The organism is Azospirillum sp. UENF 112521 (assembly GCF_058780665.1).
Map to the genome: position 1 here is coordinate 227,267 of NZ_JBSNCI010000009.1, position 20,171 is coordinate 247,437.

At 69.5% G+C, this 20,171-nt stretch carries 22 protein-coding genes; 15 read left to right on the forward strand and 7 right to left on the reverse strand.

The window, feature by feature from the left end; genetic code table 11:
• Nucleotides 1-153 precede the first annotated feature (153 nt).
• The 3 genes from ACWPN8_RS32605 (at nt 154) to ACWPN8_RS32615 (ending at nt 4,421) form a co-directional block, all read left to right on the forward strand.
• Nucleotides 154-1,242, forward strand: a complete 1,089-nt coding sequence (locus ACWPN8_RS32605; RefSeq protein WP_492243805.1) for a ParA family protein — start codon at nt 154-156, stop codon at nt 1,240-1,242.
• A gap of 209 nt (nt 1,243-1,451) precedes the next feature.
• Nucleotides 1,452-2,567 (forward strand): NADH:flavin oxidoreductase/NADH oxidase, encoded by a 1,116-nt coding sequence (locus tag ACWPN8_RS32610; RefSeq protein WP_492243806.1) that lies wholly within the window; start codon nt 1,452-1,454, stop codon nt 2,565-2,567.
• Between the two features lie 231 nt (nt 2,568-2,798).
• Nucleotides 2,799-4,421 (forward strand): inorganic phosphate transporter, encoded by a 1,623-nt coding sequence (locus ACWPN8_RS32615; RefSeq protein ID WP_492243807.1) that lies wholly within the window; start codon nt 2,799-2,801, stop codon nt 4,419-4,421.
• 40 nt (nt 4,422-4,461) lie between these two features.
• Here the strand turns inward: ACWPN8_RS32615 and ACWPN8_RS32620 are convergent, their stop codons facing one another.
• From ACWPN8_RS32620 to ACWPN8_RS32630, 3 genes are all read right to left on the reverse strand, one after another.
• Nucleotides 4,462-4,758, reverse strand: a complete 297-nt coding sequence (locus ACWPN8_RS32620) for a hypothetical protein (RefSeq protein WP_109449364.1) — start codon at nt 4,756-4,758, stop codon at nt 4,462-4,464.
• A 213-nt stretch (nt 4,759-4,971) separates the two neighbouring features.
• A complete protein-coding gene (gene mgrA, locus ACWPN8_RS32625; protein ID WP_492243808.1) occupies nt 4,972-6,015 on the reverse strand; it encodes an L-glyceraldehyde 3-phosphate reductase in 1,044 nt (347 codons plus the stop codon).
• A gap of 81 nt (nt 6,016-6,096) precedes the next feature.
• Complete coding sequence (locus ACWPN8_RS32630; RefSeq protein WP_492243809.1) at nt 6,097-7,011, reverse strand: LysR family transcriptional regulator; 915 nt, start codon at nt 7,009-7,011, stop codon at nt 6,097-6,099.
• 154 nt (nt 7,012-7,165) lie between these two features.
• On the opposite strand from ACWPN8_RS32630, the gene ACWPN8_RS32635 reads away from it, so the two are divergent.
• Nucleotides 7,166-8,620: an MFS transporter gene (locus tag ACWPN8_RS32635; RefSeq protein ID WP_492243810.1), complete on the forward strand. Its 1,455-nt coding sequence runs from the start codon at nt 7,166-7,168 to the stop codon at nt 8,618-8,620.
• A 48-nt stretch (nt 8,621-8,668) separates the two neighbouring features.
• Here ACWPN8_RS32635 and ACWPN8_RS32640 read toward each other — a convergent pair whose 3' ends face one another.
• The gene (locus ACWPN8_RS32640) at nt 8,669-9,580 is read right to left on the reverse strand and encodes a LysR family transcriptional regulator (protein ID WP_492244004.1); all 912 of its coding nucleotides are present in this window, start codon (nt 9,578-9,580) and stop codon (nt 8,669-8,671) included.
• A 155-nt stretch (nt 9,581-9,735) separates the two neighbouring features.
• Here ACWPN8_RS32640 and ACWPN8_RS32645 point away from each other — a divergent pair, with 155 nt between their 5' ends.
• The 9 genes from ACWPN8_RS32645 to ACWPN8_RS32685 all read left to right on the forward strand — a co-directional run bounded on the left by ACWPN8_RS32645 (nt 9,736) and on the right by ACWPN8_RS32685 (nt 16,012).
• The gene (locus ACWPN8_RS32645; protein ID WP_492243811.1) at nt 9,736-10,818 is read left to right on the forward strand and encodes an aldo/keto reductase; all 1,083 of its coding nucleotides are present in this window, start codon (nt 9,736-9,738) and stop codon (nt 10,816-10,818) included.
• A 158-nt stretch (nt 10,819-10,976) separates the two neighbouring features.
• Complete coding sequence (locus ACWPN8_RS32650) at nt 10,977-11,639, forward strand: DedA family protein (protein ID WP_492243812.1); 663 nt, start codon at nt 10,977-10,979, stop codon at nt 11,637-11,639.
• A gap of 345 nt (nt 11,640-11,984) precedes the next feature.
• Nucleotides 11,985-12,236, forward strand: a complete 252-nt coding sequence (locus ACWPN8_RS32655; protein WP_492243813.1) for a DUF1127 domain-containing protein — start codon at nt 11,985-11,987, stop codon at nt 12,234-12,236.
• 4 nt (nt 12,237-12,240) lie between these two features.
• The gene (locus ACWPN8_RS32660) at nt 12,241-12,675 is read left to right on the forward strand and encodes a GNAT family N-acetyltransferase (RefSeq protein ID WP_109446771.1); all 435 of its coding nucleotides are present in this window, start codon (nt 12,241-12,243) and stop codon (nt 12,673-12,675) included.
• A gap of 40 nt (nt 12,676-12,715) precedes the next feature.
• Nucleotides 12,716-13,729 (forward strand): threo-3-hydroxy-L-aspartate ammonia-lyase, encoded by a 1,014-nt coding sequence (locus tag ACWPN8_RS32665; RefSeq protein WP_109446769.1) that lies wholly within the window; start codon nt 12,716-12,718, stop codon nt 13,727-13,729.
• Nucleotides 13,730-13,814: 85 nt separating this feature from the next.
• Complete coding sequence (locus ACWPN8_RS32670) at nt 13,815-14,621, forward strand: PhzF family phenazine biosynthesis protein (RefSeq protein WP_492243814.1); 807 nt, start codon at nt 13,815-13,817, stop codon at nt 14,619-14,621.
• Between the two features lie 7 nt (nt 14,622-14,628).
• The gene (locus ACWPN8_RS32675) at nt 14,629-15,015 is read left to right on the forward strand and encodes a bleomycin resistance protein (protein ID WP_492243815.1); all 387 of its coding nucleotides are present in this window, start codon (nt 14,629-14,631) and stop codon (nt 15,013-15,015) included.
• Nucleotides 15,008-15,352, forward strand: coding sequence for a gamma-glutamylcyclotransferase family protein (locus ACWPN8_RS32680; protein ID WP_492243816.1), 345 nt, complete (start codon nt 15,008-15,010; stop codon nt 15,350-15,352). Before ACWPN8_RS32675 ends, ACWPN8_RS32680 begins: the two co-directional genes overlap by 8 nt.
• 60 nt (nt 15,353-15,412) lie before the next feature.
• Nucleotides 15,413-16,012, forward strand: a complete 600-nt coding sequence (locus tag ACWPN8_RS32685) for a class I SAM-dependent methyltransferase (RefSeq protein WP_492243817.1) — start codon at nt 15,413-15,415, stop codon at nt 16,010-16,012.
• A gap of 27 nt (nt 16,013-16,039) precedes the next feature.
• On the opposite strand, the gene ACWPN8_RS32690 is transcribed toward ACWPN8_RS32685, so the two are convergent.
• The 3 genes from ACWPN8_RS32690 to ACWPN8_RS32700 all read right to left on the reverse strand — a co-directional run bounded on the left by ACWPN8_RS32690 (nt 16,040) and on the right by ACWPN8_RS32700 (nt 18,712).
• A complete protein-coding gene (locus ACWPN8_RS32690) occupies nt 16,040-16,561 on the reverse strand; it encodes a GNAT family N-acetyltransferase (protein ID WP_109446758.1) in 522 nt (173 codons plus the stop codon).
• Nucleotides 16,562-16,598: 37 nt separating this feature from the next.
• On the reverse strand, nt 16,599-17,489 hold the full coding sequence (gene rpoH, locus ACWPN8_RS32695; RefSeq protein ID WP_109446756.1) for an RNA polymerase sigma factor RpoH: 891 nt from the start codon (nt 17,487-17,489) through the stop codon (nt 16,599-16,601).
• 161 nt (nt 17,490-17,650) lie between these two features.
• The gene (locus tag ACWPN8_RS32700; protein WP_492243818.1) at nt 17,651-18,712 is read right to left on the reverse strand and encodes an RluA family pseudouridine synthase; all 1,062 of its coding nucleotides are present in this window, start codon (nt 18,710-18,712) and stop codon (nt 17,651-17,653) included.
• Between the two features lie 64 nt (nt 18,713-18,776).
• Here ACWPN8_RS32700 and ACWPN8_RS32705 point away from each other — a divergent pair, with 64 nt between their 5' ends.
• Together ACWPN8_RS32705 and ACWPN8_RS32710 are read left to right on the forward strand one after the other, a co-directional pair.
• A complete protein-coding gene (locus ACWPN8_RS32705; protein WP_109446752.1) occupies nt 18,777-19,094 on the forward strand; it encodes a hypothetical protein in 318 nt (105 codons plus the stop codon).
• A gap of 27 nt (nt 19,095-19,121) precedes the next feature.
• Entirely contained in the window at nt 19,122-20,144 is a 1,023-nt protein-coding gene (locus tag ACWPN8_RS32710) for a threonine aldolase family protein (protein ID WP_492244005.1), read from the forward strand.
• Nucleotides 20,145-20,171 lie beyond the last annotated feature (27 nt).

Below are 20,171 nucleotides of genomic sequence, written 5' to 3' on the forward strand. Positions count from 1 at the left end.
CCGGGCGTGGCTGGTTCCGCGCTCGGCCACCCTGTCCCCAAAGGTGTGTGGAGAGTTGAAACCCCACCGCTTATAGTGCGCCCGCGCAGTCCGGACCGGAATTCGATCCGGGCCGTGCGGGGATTGCCGCAGAAACGGCGAAGCGGAATGGACATGACCAGCCACGAAGACGTCTTCGACACGCCGGAGACACGGCAGCCGACCATCCTGTCGGTCTACAACCAGAAGGGCGGCGTCGGCAAAACGACCACGTCGGTGAACCTCGCGCTCGCGCTGGCGGCGCTGGGCAAGAGCGTCGTGCTGATCGATTTCGACCCGCAGAGCAGCGCCACCAGCAACTTCCTGCTGCGCGACAAGGCCAAGGTCGGCATCAACGACCTGCTGCGCAAGGAAACCTTCGTCGAGGATGCCATCACCCCGACCGCCTTCGACGGGCTGTCGATGATCGTCGGCGCGCGCAAGCTGTACTCGCTGGAGCATGCGCTGGACAGCCGCGGCGGCTCGCAGCGGGGCTTGCGCAAGGCGCTGCATTTCTCGCGCAACCCGCCGGACTATGTCGTCATCGACTGCCCGCCGGCGCTGGGCCATCTGGCGGCCGGTGCCTTGGCGGCGTCGGACCGGCTGATCGTGCCGGTGTTTCCGGGGCGCTATGCGCTGGACGGGCTGCGCCGCACCTTGCAGGTGGTGGAGCATATCCAGAACGGGCTGAACCCCAGCCTGACGCTGGCCGGCATCCTGATGCTGTCGATCACCAACGACGAGGTCGGGCGCGAATCGCTGACGCAGCTGCGCAACGAGTTCCCCGACCAGATGTTCCGCACCGCCTTCCCCTATGACGTGGATGTGGTGAAGGCGACATACCGCCGTATGCCGGCGGCGATCTTCACGCCGGAAGGACGGACGACCAGCCGCTTCGCAGCCCTGGCCTGGGAGATCGTCCATGGCCGTGGCACCACGCCCGACGACGCCCAGCTGAAGCCGGCGCTGGAGCGCATCCGCGGGTGGCACGAGGCGACCGACACCTCCTACAGCGCGCGGCGCGCCTCCTCCATCGACGAGGGCGACGAGCCCGGCGGCAGTGCTGGCAACGGCGGGCGGCAGGCGGAGCGTGCGCAGTCCGCCGGCCGCGGCGGGATGGGGCTGGCGTTTGTGGGACTGGTGGTCGGGCTGGTGGCCGGCTTCGTGCTGGGGGCTGTCGCGGGCCAGCCGATCCTGGGCAGGCTGCTCGGGCTGGGGGGGTGAGCCGTTTCCTGTTCCGGGGCGGGCGGCTCCGGTCCGGTGGGCTGCTGCCTGCGCAAGGGTATCCGCAGCCATGCGGCAATCGTGGGGCGTTTGGCGGCGGGACGGCTTGGTTGAGGCTGGGGCTGACCTAAATCTCCCCGATCCGCGGCAGGGGTAGGCAAACACATTACCCCCTGCCGCCACCGACACGATCGAGACGGGAATTCCTAATGTCCGCTCTGTTCACGCCCTTCACGCTGAAGGACGTCACCCTGCGCAACCGCATCGCGGTTCCGCCGATGTGCCAGTACAGCGCCGTTGACGGCGTCGTCAACGACTGGCATCTCGCCCATTATCCCGGCCTTGCCCGTGGCGGCGCCGGTCTGGTGATCGTCGAGGCGACGGCGGTGTCGCCGGAGGGCCGCATCACGCCGGGCTGCACCGGGCTGTGGACTGACGCCCAGGCGGAGGGGATGGCGCGCATCGCCGCCTCCATCGCCGCCGCCGGTGCCGTTCCCGGCATCCAGATCGGCCATGCCGGCCGCAAGGCCAGCGCCAACCGCCCGTGGGAAGGCGACGACCACATCGCCGAGGGCGATCCGCGCGGCTGGGACACCCTCTCGCCGTCGGCGGTGCCCTTCGGCCATCATCTGCCGAAGGTGCCCAAGGCGATGACGCTGGACGACATCGCCCGCGTCCGCGCCGATTTCGTCGCCGCCGCCGTGCGCGCCCGCGATGCCGGCTTCAAGTGGCTGGAGCTGCATTTCGCCCACGGCTATCTCGGCCAGAGCTTCTTCTCGGTCCATGCCAACACGCGCACCGACCAGTATGGCGGCGACCTTGCCGGGCGCAGCCGCTTCCTGCTGGAGACGCTGGCGGCGGTTCGCGAGGTGTGGCCGGAAAACCTGCCGCTGACCGCCCGCTTCGGCGTGATCGAGTATGACGGGCGCGACGAGCAGACGCTGGCCGAATCGATCGAACTGGCCCGCAACTTCCGCGCCGGCGGGCTCGACCTGCTGAGCGTCAGCGTCGGCTTCTCCACCCCCGACGCCCATGTTCCGTGGGGGCCGGCCTTCCTGGCGCCGGTCGCCGAGCGGGTGCGGCGCGAGGCGGAGCTGCCGGTGGCGGCGGCCTGGGGCATCGATGCGCCGAAGATCGCCGACCGCACCGTCGCCGACGGGCAGCTCGATCTGGTGATGGTCGGCCGCGCCCATCTCGCCAACCCGCATTATCCCTACCGCGCCGCCAAGGAGCTGGGCGTCGAGCGCCCGTCCTGGGTGCTGCCGGCGCCCTACGCCCACTGGCTGGAGCGGTATCGGGCGACCGACACCGTCACGGCGGACTGACGCCAAGCGGCTCCGGGGGGGGCGGCTTCGGAGTGTGAACGCATAATCACCCTCTCCCGGGGCGGGAGAGGGTGATTATCGCCACCTGCGATGCTCGGTGAATGTTCGGTGAAGATTTGGTGACGGCGGCAACCGTCCCGTGTTCGGCGGGTTAAGCGATGGCCGTGCCGCGGACCGCATCCGGACGGTTCCGGCGCCGCGACCCGACCCTCTCGAACAGCGAGCACGACCATGTCGGACACCACACTGCCGTCTGGCGCTTCGCCGCCGGTTCGCGGTCCCAATCTCCACCAGAAGCCGCACTCCGCCCTGCCGGTGGCGTTCCTCGTCGTGCTGGCCGCCGGTCTCGGCTATGCGGTCCATGGCTTCGTCACCGACCTGCAACGGGTGGACCAGCCGCCGCTGGCGACGGGGGCCTTCCTGCTTCTCGGTCTGGCGCTGCTGATCGCGCTGGGCTTCGAGTTCGTCAACGGCTTCCACGACACCGCCAATGCGGTGGCGACCGTCATCTACACCCACAGCATGCCGCCGGTGCTGGCGGTGCTGTGGTCCGGCGCCTTCAACTTCCTGGGCGTGCTGCTGTCGTCGGGGGCGGTGGCCTACAGCGTCATCACCCTGCTGCCGGTGGAGCTGATCCTTCAGGTCGGCAGCAGCGCCGGCTATGCCATGATCTTCGCCCTGCTGATCGCCGCCATCATCTGGAACCTGGGAACCTGGGCGCTCGGGCTGCCCAACAGCTCGTCCCATGCCCTGATCGGCTCGGTCATCGGGGTCGGCCTCGCCAACCAGCTGATGGCGCCGGACGGGCAGGCGACCTCGGGCGTCGAATGGGGGCAGGCCTTCGGCGTTCTCCAGGCCCTGCTGTTCAGCCCGGTGATGGGCTTCGTGCTGGCCGCCATGCTGCTGCTGGTGCTGAAGCGCGCGGTGAGGAACCGGCGCCTGTTCGAGCCGGCCGACCCCAGCCGCCCGCCGCCGCTGTGGATCCGCGGGCTGCTGATCCTGACCTGCACCGCCGTGTCCTTCGCCCATGGCGGCAACGACGGCCAGAAGGGCATGGGGCTGATCATGCTGATCCTGATCGGCGCGGTGCCCACCGCCTATGCGCTGAACCGCACCATGCCCGACAGCACCACCCCAGCCTTCATCGAGACCACCCGCCGGGCCGAAGCGGTCCTGCGCTCGCATGCCGACGGGCGGCAGCCGGCGTCGGCGGAGGAGGCGAGGCGGATGGTCGGCGACGCGCTGCGGACCAAGGAGCTGAACCGGCCGGAGGTCTATGGCGCGCTGGCCGTGCTGTCCGCCGACATCGCCCAGGGCGTGCAGAGCTATGGCGCCATCAAGCATGTGCCGGCGGAAGCGACGTCGAACATGCGCAACGACATGTATCTGGCCGCCGATGCGGTCCGCCTGCTGCCGAAGGCCGGTGCCAGCCTGCCCGATGACGAGGCGAAGACGCTGAAATCCTATCAGGAGGCGCTGAACGCCGGCACCCGCTTCATTCCCGACTGGGTGAAGTTCTCGGTGGCGGTGGCGCTCGGGCTCGGCACCATGGTCGGCTGGCGCCGCATCGTCGTCACCGTCGGCGAGCGGATCGGCAAGCAGCATCTGGCCTATGCCCAGGGCGCCTCGGCGGAGATCGTCGCCGCCGGCACCATCGGGCTGGCGGAGATCTACGGCCTGCCGGTGTCGACCACCCACATCCTGTCGAGCGGCGTCGCCGGCACCATGGCGGCGAACGGGTCCGGCCTGCAATGGAGCACGGTGCGCAACATGGCGATGGCCTGGGTGCTGACCCTGCCGGCCGCCATCATGCTGGCCGGCCTGCTGTACTACCTGCTGCGCCACCTGTTCTGAGCCCTGGCCGGCGCGGGTCCCGCCGGCCTCCCCACCGGACTCAGGGCGCCGTGGGGCCGGCGGGGGCGGCGGGCTGAACAAGGCTGAGGCCCAACCGGCCGCGGGCGAAATTCAGGTAGCTGACGGCCTGCGCCTGATCGCCCCGGCTCCAATACCATTCGGCGGCGGACAGGGTGGTGCTGATGGTGCCGACCTCCGACGTCGAGGGAACCTTGCCCCGGGCCTCCTTGAGCAGCAGGGGAAAGCGTTGGGCGAGGTCGGTGGCAGCCGGCTGGGCCGCGGCGGCGGTGGACAGGACGATGCCGGCGGCGACCAGGGCCGGGAAGAGCGTGTTCATGGCGTGTCCTCGATCTTGAGCAACCTGTACCGCCGCTTCGCCGTCAACCGTCGGCCGGCGAAGAGGGGGCGGTCGGAAAAAGACTCTCAGAATCTCTGTTACGCTTCGGCGAACCGACCACTGCTCCGGAAGGACTAAAAGGGGAGGCAAAAGGAGGGGCGGCCCCCAGGGTTTCCCCGCAGGCCGCTTTCTCCCGGCCGCTCCCCTCTGCGCTCAGCCGGCTTCGGCTGCGGAGGAGGCGCTCCACAGGTTGATGCCGGCGTCGGCGACGGCGTGGCTGTCGATCTCGGCCAGTTCCTCCGGGCTGAAGGACAGGCTGTTCAGCGCGTCGAGCGAGTTGTCGAGCTGCTCGACGTTCCGTGCGCCGATCAGGGCGGAGGTCACGCGCGGGTCGCGCAGGACCCAGGCGATGGCCATCTGCGCCAGCGTCTGGCCGCGCCGCTTGGCGATGGCATCGAGCGCGCGGATGCGCTCCAGATTCTCCGGCGACAGGAAGTTGGCGCGCAGGCTGCCGCCCTTGGCGGCGCGGGCATCGGCAGGCTGGCCACCGAGGTACTTGCTGGTCAGCATGCCCTGGGCCATCGGCGAGAAGGCGATGCAGCCCATGCCGAGATCCTCCAGCGTGTCGAGCAGGCCGCCTTCAACCCAGCGGTTCAGCATCGAGTAGGAGGGCTGGTGGATCAGGCAGGGGGTGCCCAGCTGCTTCAGGATGCCCGCCGCCCGCCGCGTCATCTCCGGCGAGTAGGAGGAGATGCCGACATAGAGCGCCTTGCCCTGGCGGACGATGTGGTCGAGCGCCCCCATCGTCTCCTCCAGCGGGGTGCGGGGATCGACGCGGTGCGAATAGAAGATGTCGACGTAATCCAGGCCCATCCGCGTCAGGCTCTGGTCCAGGCTGGAGACCAGATATTTGCGCGAACCCCAGTTGCCGTAGGGGCCGGGCCACATCTCGTAGCCGGCCTTGGTCGAGATCACCATCTCGTCGCGGTAGGGCCGGAAATCGGTGGCGAGGATGCGGCCGAAATTCTCCTCCGCCGAGCCCGGCGGCGGGCCGTAATTGTTGGCGAGGTCGAAATGGGTGACGCCGCGGTCGAAGGCCCGGCGCAGCACGGCGCGCCCGGTGGCGAACACGTCGGTGCCGCCGAAATTCTGCCAGAGCCCCAGCGAAATGGCCGGCAGGTCGAGCCCGCTGCGGCCGGTGCGGCGGTAGCTCATGCTCCCATAGCGCTGATCGGCGGCGAGGTAGGGCGGCTGCATGGCGAACTCCCGTTGTGATTCTTGGTGATATATCAGCATAGGGCGGCGGTGCGTCGGTGCGCAATGGCCCCGCCGGCCATATCACTCCCGGCGTTTGGCCCCGGGTGGCGAGGCGCAGACCTTGCGCACGCAGCCGCGCAGCCAGCGGTGGGCCGGGTCGGCGTCGAGGCGGGGGTGCCAGATCAGGGAGACGGTCACTTCCGGGGCGGGGAAGGGCAGGGCGAAGCCGTGGAGACCGGCGCGCAGCCCCTCGGTGTGCCGTTCGGGGACGCTGACGATCAGGTCGGTGCCGCGCACCAGCGCCAGCGCCGCGGCGAAGCCGCCGACCGTCGCGACCACGTCGCGCCGGAGTCCGAGCCGGTCCAGCGCCTCATCCACCAGCCCGCGGTCGTCGCCCCGCCGCGACACCAGCACATGGCGGCCGGCGGCGAAGCGCTCGGCGGTGATCCCGCCCGCGGCCAGCGGATGGCCGGGGCGGACGACGCCGATGAAGCGGTCGTGGAACAGGGCCTGGGTGCGCAGTTCCGGCCCGCTGCCGGCGGAAACCACGCCGGTCTCCAGATCGACCGAGCCGTCGCGGAGCGGGCCGCTGTCCTTGTCCGGCTTGGCCAGAAAGCGGATGCGGACGCCGGGCGCCTCGGCGGCGACCAGGGTGAGCAGGGCCGCGCCATAGCTTTCGACGAAACCGTCGCTGGTCCGCAGGGTGAAGGTGCGGGCCAGCCGGCCGACGTCGAGAGTTTCGGCCGGGCGCAGCGCCGCCTCCGCCTCCTGCACCAGCAGGCGCACGCGGTCGCGCAGGTCGAGCGCGCGGGGCGTGGGGACGAGGCCGCGCCCGGCCCGGACCAGCAGCGGGTCGCCGGTCGCCGCGCGCAGCCGCGCCAGCGCCCGGCTCATCGCCGACGGGCTGAGCCGAAGCCGGCGCGCCGCACCGGCGACGCTGCCCTCCGCCAGCAGGGCGTCCAGGGTGACGAGCATGTTGAGGTCGGGTGCGGTCATGCGCCGGAGCGTAGCACGGGCCGACCGCCGCCGCTGCCGGGACAGCAGCTGGAACATGGCGTCCGATGCACGAATACAGTGCGGATGCTGCGCGTTCCGCCATGCCACCCCGCGCCCTAGCCTGGATGCCTGTCATTCGGGAAGGAGAGGCGTCATGAGGGAAGCGGTTGCGGAGCAGGCCGCGGAGGCGGCGGGCGGACCGGCGCGAGGGCTGGTCGCGCAAGGGGGATTGGCGGGGCTGGCGCTGGCGATGCTGCTATCGTCGCTCGGCATCAGCATCGCCAATGTCGGGTTGCCGGCGCTGGCGCGGGCGTTCGACGTGCCGTTCCGCGAGGTCCAATGGGTGGTGCTGGCCTATCTGCTGGCGATCACCACGCTGATCGTCGGGGTCGGGCGGCTGGGCGACATCGTCGGGCGGCGGCGCCTGCTGCTGGCCGGGATCGCCCTGTTCACGGCGGGCTCCGCCGCCTCCGCCGCCGCGTCCGGCCTGTGGATGCTGGTCGCGGCCCGGGCGGTGCAGGGGCTGGGGGCCGCCGCGATGATGGCGCTCGCCACCGCCTTCGTCGGCGATGCGGTGCCGAAGGAGCGGATCGGCCGGGCGATGGGGCTGATGGGAACGACATCGGCGGTCGGCACCGCGCTCGGCCCGACGCTGGGCGGCCTGCTGATCGCGGCCTTCGGCTGGCCGGCGATCTTCCTGGTCACCGTGCCGCCGGGCGTCGCGGCCTTCCTGCTGGTGCGGCGCTGCCTGCCGGCCGACCGGAGGGAAATCCGGTTGGAGACCCGGTTGGAGACGGGGCGTGGAGCGGGGCGGGGGAGCTTCGATTTTCCTGGCACGCTGATCCTGGCCCTGACGCTGGGGACCTACGCGCTGGCGATGACCGGCGGGCGCGGCGGCTTCGGCTGGTCCGAGGTGACGCTTCTGCTGGCGGCGGTGGCCGGGTTCCGGCTGTTCCTGGCGGTGGAGGCGCGGACGGCGTCGCCGCTGCTGCGGCTGGAGATGCTGCGCGACCGGACGCTGTGTGGGCGCCTGGCGATGAGCCTGCTGGTGGCGACGGTGCTGATGGCGACGCTGGTGGTGGGGCCGTTCCACCTCGCCCATGCCCTGGGGCTGGAGACCGGCATGGTCGGACTTGCCATGTCGGCCGGTCCGCTGGTGGCGGCGCTGACCGGCGTGCCGGCCGGACGGGTCGTCGACCGCTTCGGCGCGGCGCGCATGACCATCCTGGGGCTGAGCGCCACGACGGGCGGCTGCGTGCTGCTGGTGCTGCTGCCGGCGACGTTGGGCGTGGCCGGCTATGTCGGGCCGCTGGTCGTCGTCACCGCCGGCTATGCGCTGTTCCAGACCGCCAACAACACGGCGGTGATGGCGGATGTGGAGAAGGACCGCCGCGGCGTGGTGTCGGGTGTGCTGAACCTGTCGCGCAATCTGGGGCTGGTCACCGGCGCCTCGGTGATGGGCATGGTGTTCACGCTGGGGGTGGGAATGGAGGTGGCCGTGGCGGCGCCGGACGCCGTCGCCGCGGGAACCCGGACGACCTTCGCCGTCGCGGCCGGGCTGATCGCCGTGGCGCTCCTCCTGGCGGTCCGGACGGCGGGGCGGCGGTGACGGCGGGGCCGAGCACACCGCGATTGCGCTCCGGCCATCGGGTGCCGGTCATCTGGTATCGGTCATGTGGCATCGGCCAGCCATGAAATCCACAAAGGCGCGGACGCGGGCGGGCAGCGGGCCTGGACCTCCGAGATAGACGGCGTGGATGTCCTCGCTGCCGCCGGGGTTCATGTGGTCCAGCACCGGCACAAGCGCACCGGCGGCGATGTCGGTCTCCACCTGGAAGCGGGCCAGACGCGCCAGCCCGACGCCGCCCAGCGCGAGCAGGCGCGCGGCGTCCCCGTCGCTCGCCCGTGCGGCGATGGGCGGCATATGCTCCCCGATCTCTTCGTCGCTTGCAGTCCTGAAAGGCCAGCCGCCGATGGCGCGCGGGAAGGTCCAGCCGATTCCCCTGTGGCGGGCAAGCTCGTCCGGGTGCCTCGGCGTCCCATGCCGCTCCAGATAGGCGGGGGAGGCGACCACGACCATGCGGGTGCTGCCCAGCTTGCGGATCATCAGGCTTGAATCGCGCAGCGGGCCGGTCCGGATCGCGACATCGGCCCGCTCCTCCATCAGGTCGACCACCGCGTCCGACAGCACAAGGTCGATGGTGACGCCGGGATGGGCGGCCAGGAATTCGGGCACCAGCGGGATCAGGTGGCGCATGCCGAAGGGGACATTGCTGTTGACGCGCAGATGTCCACGCGGCGCCGCACCGGCCGAGGCCTCCCGCTCGGCCTCCTCCATCTCTCCCAGGATCCGCACCGCGCGGGCGTGGAAGGCCTGGCCTTCCGGCGTCAGGCTGAGCCGTCGCGTCGACCGGTGGAGCAGCCGCGTGCCCAGCCGTGTCTCCAGCCGCGTGATCAGCTTGCTCACGCCCGATGGCGTGAGGCCGCAGGCACGGGCCGCCGCGGTGAACCCGCCGAGATCGACGACCCGCGCGAAGACCTCCATCTCGGCCGCCCGGTTGACATCCATCCGCGTCACGACGATGACCCCGCGTCACAAGTCCTGGGACTGGCGGCAGCCTAATTCACAGCTGCTCCGTCGGCTATATCGTTGGCAGGCGGCCGCTTCCATCGCCCACCATCATCGGCGCGACCGCGACAGTCTCGATCAGGGAAGGACAGGACATGGAGTACCGGACACTCGGTGCCTCGGGCCTCAAGGTGCCCGCGCTCAGCTTTGGGACCGGCACCTTCGGCGGCAAGGGACCGCTGTTCTCGGCCTGGGGGAACAGCGATGTTGGGGATGCCCGGCGGCTGATCGACATCTGCCTCGACGCCGGCGTCACGCTCTTCGACACCGCCGACGTCTATTCGGACGGCGGCTCGGAAGAGGTGCTCGGCGCCGCCATCCGCGGGCGGCGCGACAAGGCGCTGATCTCGACCAAGACCGGGTTGCCGATGGGCGACGGGCCGAACGATGCCGGTCTTTCCCGTCACCGGCTGATCGGCGCGGTGGAGGCGGCGCTCCGGCGGCTCGGGACGGATTACATCGACCTGCTCCAGCTGCACGCCTTCGATGCCTTCACGCCGGTGGAGGAGGTGCTGCACACGCTGGACACGCTCGTCCGCGCCGGGAAGGTGCGTTACATCGGCGCCTCGAACTTCGCGGGCTGGCAGCTGATGAAGTCGCTCGCCGTCGCCGACCGCCATGGCTGGCCGCGCCATGTCGTGCATCAGGTCTATTATTCGCTGACCGGGCGCGACTATGAATGGGAGCTGATGCCGCTCGGCCTCGACCAGAGGGTCGGCGCGCTGGTCTGGAGCCCGCTCGGCTGGGGCAGGCTGACCGGCAAGAATCCGCCGTGGCCAGCCGATCCCGCAGGGCAGCCGCCTGCACGACACCGCCCAGTGGGGGCCGCCCGTCGACGAGGAGCGGCTTTACCGCATCGTCGATGCGCTCGACGCCGTGGCGGCCGAGACCGGGCGCAGCGTTCCCCAGGTCGCCATCGCCTGGCTGCTGGCACGGCCGACCGTCTCCTCGGTGATCGTCGGCGCACGCAACGAGGCGCAGCTGCGGGACAATCTGGGGGCCGTCGGCTGGACGCTCGAACCGGGGCAGATCGCCCGTCTCGACGCGGCCAGCGACGTGATGCCCGCCTACCCCTATTACCCGTACCGCACGCAGGAGGGCTTCGCCCGGCTCAATCCGATGCCCGTCTGAGGAGTGCCGGTCTGAGGAGTGCGGGTCTTGCCGCCCCGGCGCCATAAACCGAACGGCGCGGTCTTGTAGGGCCAGGACGACGGGCCCAGCTGTGAAGCGCCCGAACCCGCGATAAAAGGACCAAGGCCCTCGTCATGATCGATCCGGACCTGCTCCGCCCCGGCCGCCAACCCCCTTCGAGCTGCCAGACGACGCGGGCGCCGACATGACGGGGCTTCCGGATTTCGCGGCCCTGGATCTCACGGCCTATGGAACCGCGCTCGCGGGCTTCATCGAGACGCACGCGGACTGGGCGGAGATCATCATCTTCCTGATGGCCTTCGCGGAGGGGCTGACGCTCGTCGGGCTTCTTATCCCCGGCGTCGTCATGCTGACCGCGAGCGGCGCGCTTGTCGCCGCGGGCGTTCTCGATTTCTGGTCGGTCTATCTGGCGATCGCGGGCGGCGCCATCCTGGGGGACGCCACCTCCTACTGGCTGGGCCGGCACTATGGCGAGCGCATGTTCCGGCTCTGGCCGCTCAGCCGGCATCCCGAACTGCGCGGCCGTGGCGAAGCCTTCTTTCTCCGGCATGGCAGCAAGAGCGTCTTCCTGGCGCGCTTCATCGGCCCGCTGCGTGCGGTGGTGCCGACGACGGCCGGCATGATGGCGATGCCCCATCGGAAGTTCCAGGCGTTCAACGTCCTGTCGGCCGTGATCTGGGCGCCGCTGCTGATGTCGCCGGGCCATCTCGCCTGGACCGGTTACGACCGGAGCGGCGTGGGCGACCGCTCCGCACCGGCCGCCGACGGCGGCATGGCGCAAGGGGCGGCCAAATCCTGCGTGCCCGCTCCGCCCGTCGAGGGCGCGCCGGAAAGAACGGGCTGCTAGCTGCTTGGCAGGTGCTGACTGTTCGGAGTGACAACTCATTTCGGGGCGGCAGATTGTACCCCTTGTGCCGATGAACGCTCCGCCGCCCTGCCCAGCCGTCCGGCCCACGGCGGTGGAGGCGTTCAAAATTCAGGCGTTTCCTCTGTCCTGCCCCGTTGCCTGACGGTCTCCGTCCTTGTTCCATTGTCCCCGCGACGCGGGCCATGCCGGCCTGTGGCCGAAAAGATACATCCGACATCGGAAATGTAATGGTGACAATGTTCCGTTTGACCCCGCCGATTTCGTCTCCATAATCCTGATTGTCTCGATTGTTCGAGCGTTGTGCGCCAGATTATGGAGGATCCGATGCGCCACACCGATGTGACCCGCAGTTCCGGCCTTTACACGGCAGCCACGGGCGCCGTCCCGGCCGCCGACCGTGTCACCGTTGTTGCCCGTCGTCCTCTCTGGCGGTTGCTCGACCTGTTGTTTTCCGTGATGGAACGGCGCAAACAACGTCATGCACTCATGGGGCTCGACGACCATCTGCTGAAGGACATCGGCGTCAGCCGGTCCGAGGCGGAGCAGGAGGTGTCGAAGCCGTTCTGGCGGGGATGAGACGATGGCCGACCGATCCATTCAGGGACAATCCGTTCAAATCGACTATGCGGTCGAACCGGAGCTGAGCGCCGACGCGTTCATCGACGTTCTGGAACGCTCCGGGCTGGCGGAACGCCGGCCCGTGGGCGACCGTCCCCGGGTGGAGGCGATGCTGCGCAACGCCGGCCTGATCGTCACCGCGCGGGCGGATGGAAAGCTGGTCGGCGTCGCCCGCTCGATCACCGACTTCGTCTATTGCTGCTACCTGTCCGACCTCGCCGTCGACCGTGCCCTTCAGGGGCACGGCATCGGCAAGGAGCTGATGCGCCGCACCCGCGACGCGATGGGGCCGGGCACCATGTGCCTGCTGCTGTCCGCGCCCAAGGCCATCAGCTTCTACGAGCAGGCCGGGCTGAAGCGGCACGAGCAGGCCTTCCTGTTCACCGATCTGGAATAAGCCCCGGACCAAGACACCGGGGAGGGGGAGCACCGCCGCCATGCCCGACACGATCACCAGCACCGTGGCCGATACGACTGGCCTCGCCATCTCCTACGCCGACGTGGCGGGGGCGGCGGAGCGGATTGCCGGCGTCGCCCACCGCACGCCGGTGCTGACCAGCCGCACCGCCGACACGCTGACCGGCGGCGAACTGCTGTTCAAGTGCGAGAATTTCCAGCGCACCGGCGCCTTCAAGATCCGTGGCGCCTACAATGCGGTGTCGCGCTTCACCCCGGTGCAGCGCGCGCTGGGCGTCGTCGCCTATTCGTCGGGCAACCATGCCCAGGCGCTGGCGCTGGCGGCGTCGATGCTGAAGGTGAAGTCCACCATCGTCATGCCTGAGGACGCCCCGGCGGCCAAGCTGGCGGCGACGCGCGGCTATGGCGCCGACGTGGTGCTGTACGACCGCTATGCCGAGCCGCCGGACGCTGCCGTCGCCCGCGTGCTGGAGGAGCGGGGCGGCGTGCTGATCCCGCCCTTCGACCATCCGCATGTGATGGCCGGCCAGGGCACGGTCGCCAAGGAGCTGATCGAGGAGGCGGGGCAGACGGGCGGGCCGCTCGACCTGCTGGTGGTGCCGACCGGCGGCGGCGGGCTGCTGTCCGGCTGCGTCATCGCCGCCAAGACGCTGAACCCCGGCTGCCGCGTCGTCGGGGTCGAGCCGGAGGCCGGCAACGACGCGCAGCAGAGCCTGCGCAGCGGCGCCATCGTCCGCATCGACGCGCCCAAGACCATCGCCGACGGCGCCCAGAGCCGCGCGGTCGGCCAGCTGACCTTCCCGGTGATCCAGCGGCTGGTCGACGACATCGTGACCGTCACCGACGGCGAACTGGTCGAGTCCATGCGCTTCTTCGCCAGCCGGATGAAGATGATGGTCGAGCCGACCGGCTGCCTCGCCGCCGCCGCGGTGATGTCCGGCAAGTTCGACGTGCGCGGCAAGCGCGTCGGCATCGTCGTCACCGGCGGAAACGTCGACCTCGCTCGCTTCGCCTCGCTGGTTCAGGCGGGCTGACCGTCCTTTTTTGAGGTGCGATAAGCCCCTCTCCCCCCGGGGAGAGGGGATTCTGAATCCCCCAAGACGTAAGGGATACCCATCCATGACCGGGAAAGCCATGCGCCTGCCCATTTATCAGGTCGATGCCTTCACCGACCGCGTCTTCGCCGGCAACCCGGCGGCGGTCGTGCCGCTCGAGTCCTGGCTGCCCGACGCGCAGCTCCAGGCCATCGCGGCAGAGAACAATCTGGCGGAGACCGCCTTCTTCATCCGCAGCGGCACAGAGTTCGAGCTGCGCTGGTTCACCCCGGCGGTGGAGGTCGAGCTGTGCGGCCATGCCACGCTGGCGACCGCCTTCGTCATCTCCACCATCCTGGAGCCGGGCCGCGCGCGCATGGACTTCGCCACCCGGCAGGCCGGCACGCTGACGGTCACCCGCGACGGCGACCGCTACACGCTGGACTTCCCCAACCGCCCGCCCCAGCCGGCGGAAACCCCCGACCCCAATCTGCTGGCGGCGCTGGGCGGACCGGCGCCGGCCGCGATCCTGAGCGGGCGCGACTATCTGGTGGTCTACGACTCGGCAGAGGCGGTGCGGGCGCTGGCGCCGGACATGGCGCTGCTGTCGACGCTGGACATCTGGGCGGTCTGCGTCACCGCCCCCGGCGATGAGGAGGTCGATTTCGTGTCGCGCCTGTTCGCCCCGGCCCAGGGCATTCCGGAGGATCCGGTCACCGGCTCCACCCACTGCATGCTGACCCCCTATTGGGCGGAGCGGCTGGGCAAGACCGTGCTGAAGGCCCGTCAGGTCTCGGCCCGCGGCGGCGAGCTGCTGTGCGAACTGGCCGGCGACCGGGTGAGGATCGGCGGGCAGGCGGTGCTGTATCTCGAAGGCTCGATCCTGGTGTGAGGTTGCGATGACTGTCCAGTTCAACCGTGTGGCCCCGATCCTGCCGGTGCGCGATGTGCGTGCCGCACTCGCCCATTATTGGAGTCTCGGCTTCACGGTGACCGCCTATGACGAGGCCGCCGCGGATCCGGTCTATGGGTTCCTCGATTGGGGCGGGGTGGGGCTGCATCTGACCCGCGTTCCCGACCTCGATCCGGAACGCTCGGTCGTCGCCTGCTACCTCTATGTCAGCGACGCTGACGCCCTGCACGCGGCCTGGACGGCGGCGAAGGCGGCCGGCCGGCTGACGGCGGTGTCCGACACGCCCTATGGCCTGCGCGAGTTCGCCCACATCGATCCCGACGGCAACCTGCTGCGGGTCGGTTCGGAAGCGGGGAGGGGCGTCGATGGCTGACGATACGGTCCTGCTGTTCTCCTACGGCACCCTGCAACAGGAGAACGTGCAGCTGGCGTCCTTCGGCCGGCTGCTCACCGGCCGGGCGGACGCCATGCCGGGCTATCGCTGCGACATGCTGGAGATCACCGATCCCGAGGTGATCCGCACCAGCGGCAAGCGTTTCCATCCCGTGGTCAGCGAAAGCGGCGATCCGGCCGACGAGGTCGCCGGGACTCTGTTCGAGCTTACCCCGGAAGAGCTGGCCGCCGCCAATTCCTACGAGGTCGCGGATTACAGGCGGGTCATGGTCCGGCTGCGGTCGGGGGCCGATGCCTGGGTCTATGTGAAGGCGTGAGACGCCCCAGCGGGATTGGCCAGCGGGATTGGCCAGCGGGATTGGATTGAAGAAGAAACGATGATCGACGGAACGCAAGGGTACGGCGACAACGCGCCGGCACTGGCCGAACAGTATGAGAGCATCACCTTCGACGATGTCCACCACGGGGTGATGCATCTCTTTCCGTCCCCGCCCGCGCGGGTCCTCGATGTCGGGGCGGGGTCGGGTCGCGACGCCGCGGCGCTCGCCGCAATCGGCCACACGGTTGTCGCGGTGGAACCGACCGACGCGCTGAGACAGGAGGGAATGCGGCTTCATGGTGGAAAACCCATCGACTGGGTCGCCGACCATCTTCCCGATCTCTCGCAGCTTCATCGTCGGAAGGATCGCTTCGACCTGATTCTCCTGACGGCCGTGTGGATGCACCTGGACGGTCACGAGCGGCGGACGGCCATGAAATCCCTGGCCGGACTTCTCGGTGCGAAGGGCCGGATCAGCATGTCGCTGCGTCATGGCCCGGTTCCCCAAGGGCGCAGGATGTTCGACGTCTCGGCGGATGAAACGATTGAACTCGCAGGCCTGCACGGGCTGGCCGCGGTCCAGGTTGCAGAGCGGAACGATATGTTGGGGCGACCGGACGTCCGTTGGAGCTTTGTCGTGCTTGAGGCGCGGACGTGAGGCTGGCCTTGGCAAGCGCCGCCGCCGTCACATGATTTTCTCGAAGCGGAACATCTCGCCGCCGCCGGGCAGGCCGGACGGGCCCGGCCAATGCGGGTCGGGGTGGTGGGCGCCGAAGAACTCGACGATCCGGAAGCCGCACTTGTTCACATAGAAGTGGATGTTGCGCTTCTCGAAATAGGGCGTGTGGGTCTGCCAGACCTGCGTCCGGGGATAGCGCCGCTCGATTGCCGTCCAGGCCTTGAAGCCCACTCCCCGGCCATGCTGCGCCGGGGACAGGAAGAAGAGGTCCAGCGAGTTGTGCTGCGTCGCCTCGTCGATCACGACGACGGCGCCGCCGACCCGCTCCTCACCGCACAGGATATGCAGAAGCTCGGTGCCCGGCGCGCCCATCGACAAGTCGAGATCGCTGCCGCGTGGGATCGAATCGTCGGGAAGGCATCCGAACGCCTCGATGACGGCGACCGCGAAGGACGCCTCCATGTCGGCCTTGAAGGCCGGCAGATCGCGTGGTTCGACGACCGCGAGCGTGACCTGAATATCCTGCATGTCCGATCTCTCGAAGCGCCTGCGGTGCCGGCCCGCCTTACGCCTCGGTCTCCATCTTCTGCTCCACCGCGGCGGCCTTGATCGCCTTTTGCAGCTTCTCGAAGGCGCGGACCTCGATCTGGCGGACGCGCTCGCGGCTGATGCCGTATTTCTGCGACAGGTCCTCCAGCGTCGTCGGCGCCTCGCGCAGGCGGCGCTCGGTCAGGATGTCGCGTTCGCGGTCGTTCAGCGCGGTCATCGCATTCGCCAGCAGCTTGCGGCGCTTGCCCAGCTCCTCGCGGTCGGCGATGGTGATCTCCTGGCTGGCGCTCTCGTCCACCAGGAAATCCTGCCATTCGCCCTCGCTCTCCGCCCGCAGGGGCGCGTTCAGCGAATGGTCGGGGCTGGCCAGCCGCCGGTTCATGTTGACGACGTCCTGTTCCGGCACGTCCAGCTTGGTGGCGATGGCCTGGACCTGCTCGGGCGACAGGTCGCCCTCCTCGATGGCCTGCATCTGGCCCTTCAGCCGGCGCAGGTTGAAGAATAGCTTCTTCTGCGCGGCGGTGGTGCCCATCTTCACCAGCGACCAGCTGTGCAGGATGTATTCCTGGATCGCCGCGCGAATCCACCACATGGCGTAGGTCGCCAAGCGGAAGCCGCGGTCGGGATCGAAGCGCTTCACCGCCTGCATCATGCCGACATTGCCCTCGGAGATCAGCTCCGACAAAGGCAGGCCGTAGCCGCGGTAGCCCATGGCGATCTTGGCCACCAGCCGCAGGTGGCTGGTGACGAGCTGGTGGGCGGCGCCGGAATCCTCATGCTGCTGCCAGCTCTTGGCGAGCATGTATTCCCGCTCCGGCTCCAACATCGGGAACTTGCGGATCTCCTGGAGATAGCGGGACAGATTGCTCTCGGACCCGATCGCCGGAAGGGTGGATGCCGTCGCCATGGTAAAACCCCTCTCCTGACAGCCGGCGTTCCCATCCGAAGGATTTCAGGGGCCGCCGCCGTTCTTCAGCGCGGGTTCCATAGGCCCCTCGCAATGAGCGGGCGAAGGAACCTCGCCATTGACGCCGAGTCTAACCAAGAAAGATTTCCCGGTGTACCGTTTTAAGCCGACTCCAGGGTGACAATTAGTTCATGAATATCCGCCGGAATTGAGGAGCGGAATGCCACAATTTCGCCACTAACCGGATGACGGAAGGTCAGGGCCGCGGCGTGCAGCGCCTGACGCGGAAACCCAACAAGGCTGGACCGCACCGGTTCCGGCAGCAGCGAGGCGAATTTGCCGCCCGGCCGCCCCGACCGCCCGCGGCCATAGAGCGGATCGCCGACCAGCGGATGGCCGATGTGGGTCAGGTGGACGCGGATCTGGTGGGTGCGCCCGGTCTCCAGCACGCATTCGACCAGCGAGGCGGCCATGCCGAAGCTCTTGACCACCCGGTACTTGGTGCCGGCCGGCTTCCCGCCGCCGGTGACCACCGCCATCTTCTTGCGGTCGGCGCTGCTGCGGCCGATGTTGCCCTCGATCCGGCCGTGGGTCGGGTTGGGCACGCCCCAGACCAGCGCCAGATAGGTGCGGCTGAGCGTGCGGTCGGCGAACTGGTCCGACAGGCCATGGTGGGCGCGGTCGTTCTTGGCGACCACCATCAGGCCGCTGGTGTCCTTGTCCAGCCGGTGGACGATGCCGGGCCGCCGCACCCCGCCGATGCCGGACAGGCTGTCGCCGCAATGGGCCAGCAGGGCGTTGACCAGCGTGCCGTCGGGGTTGCCGGCGGCGGGATGGACCACGAGGCCGGCCGGCTTGTCGACCACCAGCACGTCGGCATCCTCATAGACCACGTCGAGCGGGATGTCCTGCGCCAGCGGTTCGGCCGCATGCGAGCCCGGAACCTGCACCTCGAAGGTCTGGCCGGGTTTGACCCTCAGGGACGCGTCCGTTATCGTCCGGCCGTCGCTGCGCACGCAGCCCTGTTCCAGCAGGGCCTGCACGCGCGACCGCGACAGGTCCGGCAGGCCCGCCGCCAATGCCTTGTCCAGCCGCTGGCCCGCCGCCTCGTCGGGGATGGTGTGGGCGAGCAGCTGGGGAGCGGCGTCGGCAGGGGAGCCGGCGTCGTCGTCCGCATCGAGGAAATCGTCGGGCAGATCGTCCGGCATCTGGTCGTCAGGCATATCGGCTGGCATCGGCTTCGCGTATCGCGTCCTGTTTCAATCGTCCGGGAGTGGACCCCAAACCGTGCAGATCCTCAAGGTACTCGTCGTCATCATGGGCGTTCTCATCCTCGCTGGCTTCACCTTTCTGGGGGTGGAGCTGTACAAGCGGATGTCGGATCCCACCCGCGCCTCCCTGACGGCCACCGCCCCGGCGCCGGTTCCGGCCGAACGCCCGGCCGAGGTGACGCTGGACGTTCCGGCCGGCGCCCGCATCGGCGAGATGCTGGTGGCCGGCAACCGCGTGCTGTTCAAGGTGACCCTGCCGCAGGGGCCGGACCGCCTGTATCTGATCGACCCGCGCAACGGCGCCGTCACCGCGACGGTGACCGCCGGCAAGTGACCGTTTCCCCCTATCCGGACACAGATGATGCATGATTTCCGCAGCGACAACGTCGCCGGTGCCGCCCCACAGGTGATGACGGCGCTGGCCGCCGCGTCCTCCGGCACCGCCTCGCCCTATGGCAACGATCCCTGGACCGCGCGGGTGACCGAGCGGCTGTGCGCGATCTTCGAGACCGAGGTCGCCGTCTTCCCGGTCGCCACCGGCACGGCCGCCAACTCGCTGGCGCTGTCGGCGCTGGTGCCGCCCTACGGCGCGGTGCTGTGCCATGACGAGGCGCACATCACCATCGACGAATGCGGCGCGCCGGAGTTCTTCACCGGCGGCGCCAAGCTGGTGCCGCTGGCCGGCGCGCATGGCAAGCTGACGCCGGACATCGTGTCTCGCCACATCGCCAAGGCCGGCGTCGGCGTCGTCCACCGCGTCCAGCCCGCCGCCCTCAGCCTGACCCAGGCGACCGAGGCCGGCACCGTCTATACCCCGGCGGAGGTCGAGGCGCTGGTCGAGGTCGCCCATGCCAACGGCATGGCCGTGCATATGGACGGCGCCCGCTTCGCCAACGCCATCGCCCGGCTCGGCTGCAAGCCGGCCGAGGTGACGTGGCGGGCCGGGGTCGACGTGCTGACGCTGGGCGGCACCAAGGGCGGCTGCCTCGCCGCCGAGGCGGTGGTGTTCTTCAACCCGGCGATGGCCGAGGATTTCGGCTTCGGCCGCAAGCGCGGCGGCCATCTGGTGTCGAAGATGCGCTTCCTGTCGGCGCAGCTCGACGCCTGGCTGGAGGACGGGCTGTGGCTGCGTCTGGCGGCGCATGCCAACGCCATGGCCGACCGTCTGGCCGAAGGGCTGACGGCGCTGCCCGGCGTCGAGCTGGCCCATCCGGTGGAGGCGAACGAGCTGTTCGTCCGCCTGCCGGCGGTTTATGCCGAGGCGCTGGAGGCGGCGGGCTATGGCTTCTACCGCTGGGACGACGGCACGGCGCGGTTCGTGACGGCCTTCGACACGCCGGCGGCTGTCGTGGACGGATTGCTGGGTATTTTGCGCAGCCTGTAAGAAAAGGCTTGATCGGTGGGCCGGGCT

What these genes read in the sequence shown, in the direction of transcription:
- ACWPN8_RS32605 (WP_492243805.1), top strand. Translation starts at nt 154, where the DNA reads ATGACCAGCCACGAAGACGTCTTCGACACGCCGGAGACACGGCAGCCG.
- ACWPN8_RS32610 (WP_492243806.1), top strand. Translation starts at nt 1,452, where the DNA reads ATGTCCGCTCTGTTCACGCCCTTCACGCTGAAGGACGTCACCCTGCGC.
- ACWPN8_RS32615 (WP_492243807.1), top strand. Translation starts at nt 2,799, where the DNA reads ATGTCGGACACCACACTGCCGTCTGGCGCTTCGCCGCCGGTTCGCGGT.
- ACWPN8_RS32620 (WP_109449364.1), bottom strand. Translation starts at nt 4,758, where the DNA reads ATGAACACGCTCTTCCCGGCCCTGGTCGCCGCCGGCATCGTCCTGTCC.
- mgrA (WP_492243808.1), bottom strand. Translation starts at nt 6,015, where the DNA reads ATGCAGCCGCCCTACCTCGCCGCCGATCAGCGCTATGGGAGCATGAGC.
- ACWPN8_RS32630 (WP_492243809.1), bottom strand. Translation starts at nt 7,011, where the DNA reads ATGACCGCACCCGACCTCAACATGCTCGTCACCCTGGACGCCCTGCTG.
- ACWPN8_RS32635 (WP_492243810.1), top strand. Translation starts at nt 7,166, where the DNA reads ATGAGGGAAGCGGTTGCGGAGCAGGCCGCGGAGGCGGCGGGCGGACCG.
- ACWPN8_RS32640 (WP_492244004.1), bottom strand. Translation starts at nt 9,580, where the DNA reads ATGGATGTCAACCGGGCGGCCGAGATGGAGGTCTTCGCGCGGGTCGTC.
- ACWPN8_RS32645 (WP_492243811.1), top strand. Translation starts at nt 9,736, where the DNA reads ATGGAGTACCGGACACTCGGTGCCTCGGGCCTCAAGGTGCCCGCGCTC.
- ACWPN8_RS32650 (WP_492243812.1), top strand. Translation starts at nt 10,977, where the DNA reads ATGACGGGGCTTCCGGATTTCGCGGCCCTGGATCTCACGGCCTATGGA.
- ACWPN8_RS32655 (WP_492243813.1), top strand. Translation starts at nt 11,985, where the DNA reads ATGCGCCACACCGATGTGACCCGCAGTTCCGGCCTTTACACGGCAGCC.
- ACWPN8_RS32660 (WP_109446771.1), top strand. Translation starts at nt 12,241, where the DNA reads ATGGCCGACCGATCCATTCAGGGACAATCCGTTCAAATCGACTATGCG.
- ACWPN8_RS32665 (WP_109446769.1), top strand. Translation starts at nt 12,716, where the DNA reads ATGCCCGACACGATCACCAGCACCGTGGCCGATACGACTGGCCTCGCC.
- ACWPN8_RS32670 (WP_492243814.1), top strand. Translation starts at nt 13,815, where the DNA reads ATGACCGGGAAAGCCATGCGCCTGCCCATTTATCAGGTCGATGCCTTC.
- ACWPN8_RS32675 (WP_492243815.1), top strand. Translation starts at nt 14,629, where the DNA reads ATGACTGTCCAGTTCAACCGTGTGGCCCCGATCCTGCCGGTGCGCGAT.
- ACWPN8_RS32680 (WP_492243816.1), top strand. Translation starts at nt 15,008, where the DNA reads ATGGCTGACGATACGGTCCTGCTGTTCTCCTACGGCACCCTGCAACAG.
- ACWPN8_RS32685 (WP_492243817.1), top strand. Translation starts at nt 15,413, where the DNA reads ATGATCGACGGAACGCAAGGGTACGGCGACAACGCGCCGGCACTGGCC.
- ACWPN8_RS32690 (WP_109446758.1), bottom strand. Translation starts at nt 16,561, where the DNA reads ATGCAGGATATTCAGGTCACGCTCGCGGTCGTCGAACCACGCGATCTG.
- rpoH (WP_109446756.1), bottom strand. Translation starts at nt 17,489, where the DNA reads ATGGCGACGGCATCCACCCTTCCGGCGATCGGGTCCGAGAGCAATCTG.
- ACWPN8_RS32700 (WP_492243818.1), bottom strand. Translation starts at nt 18,712, where the DNA reads ATGCCTGACGACCAGATGCCGGACGATCTGCCCGACGATTTCCTCGAT.
- ACWPN8_RS32710 (WP_492244005.1), top strand. Translation starts at nt 19,122, where the DNA reads ATGCATGATTTCCGCAGCGACAACGTCGCCGGTGCCGCCCCACAGGTG.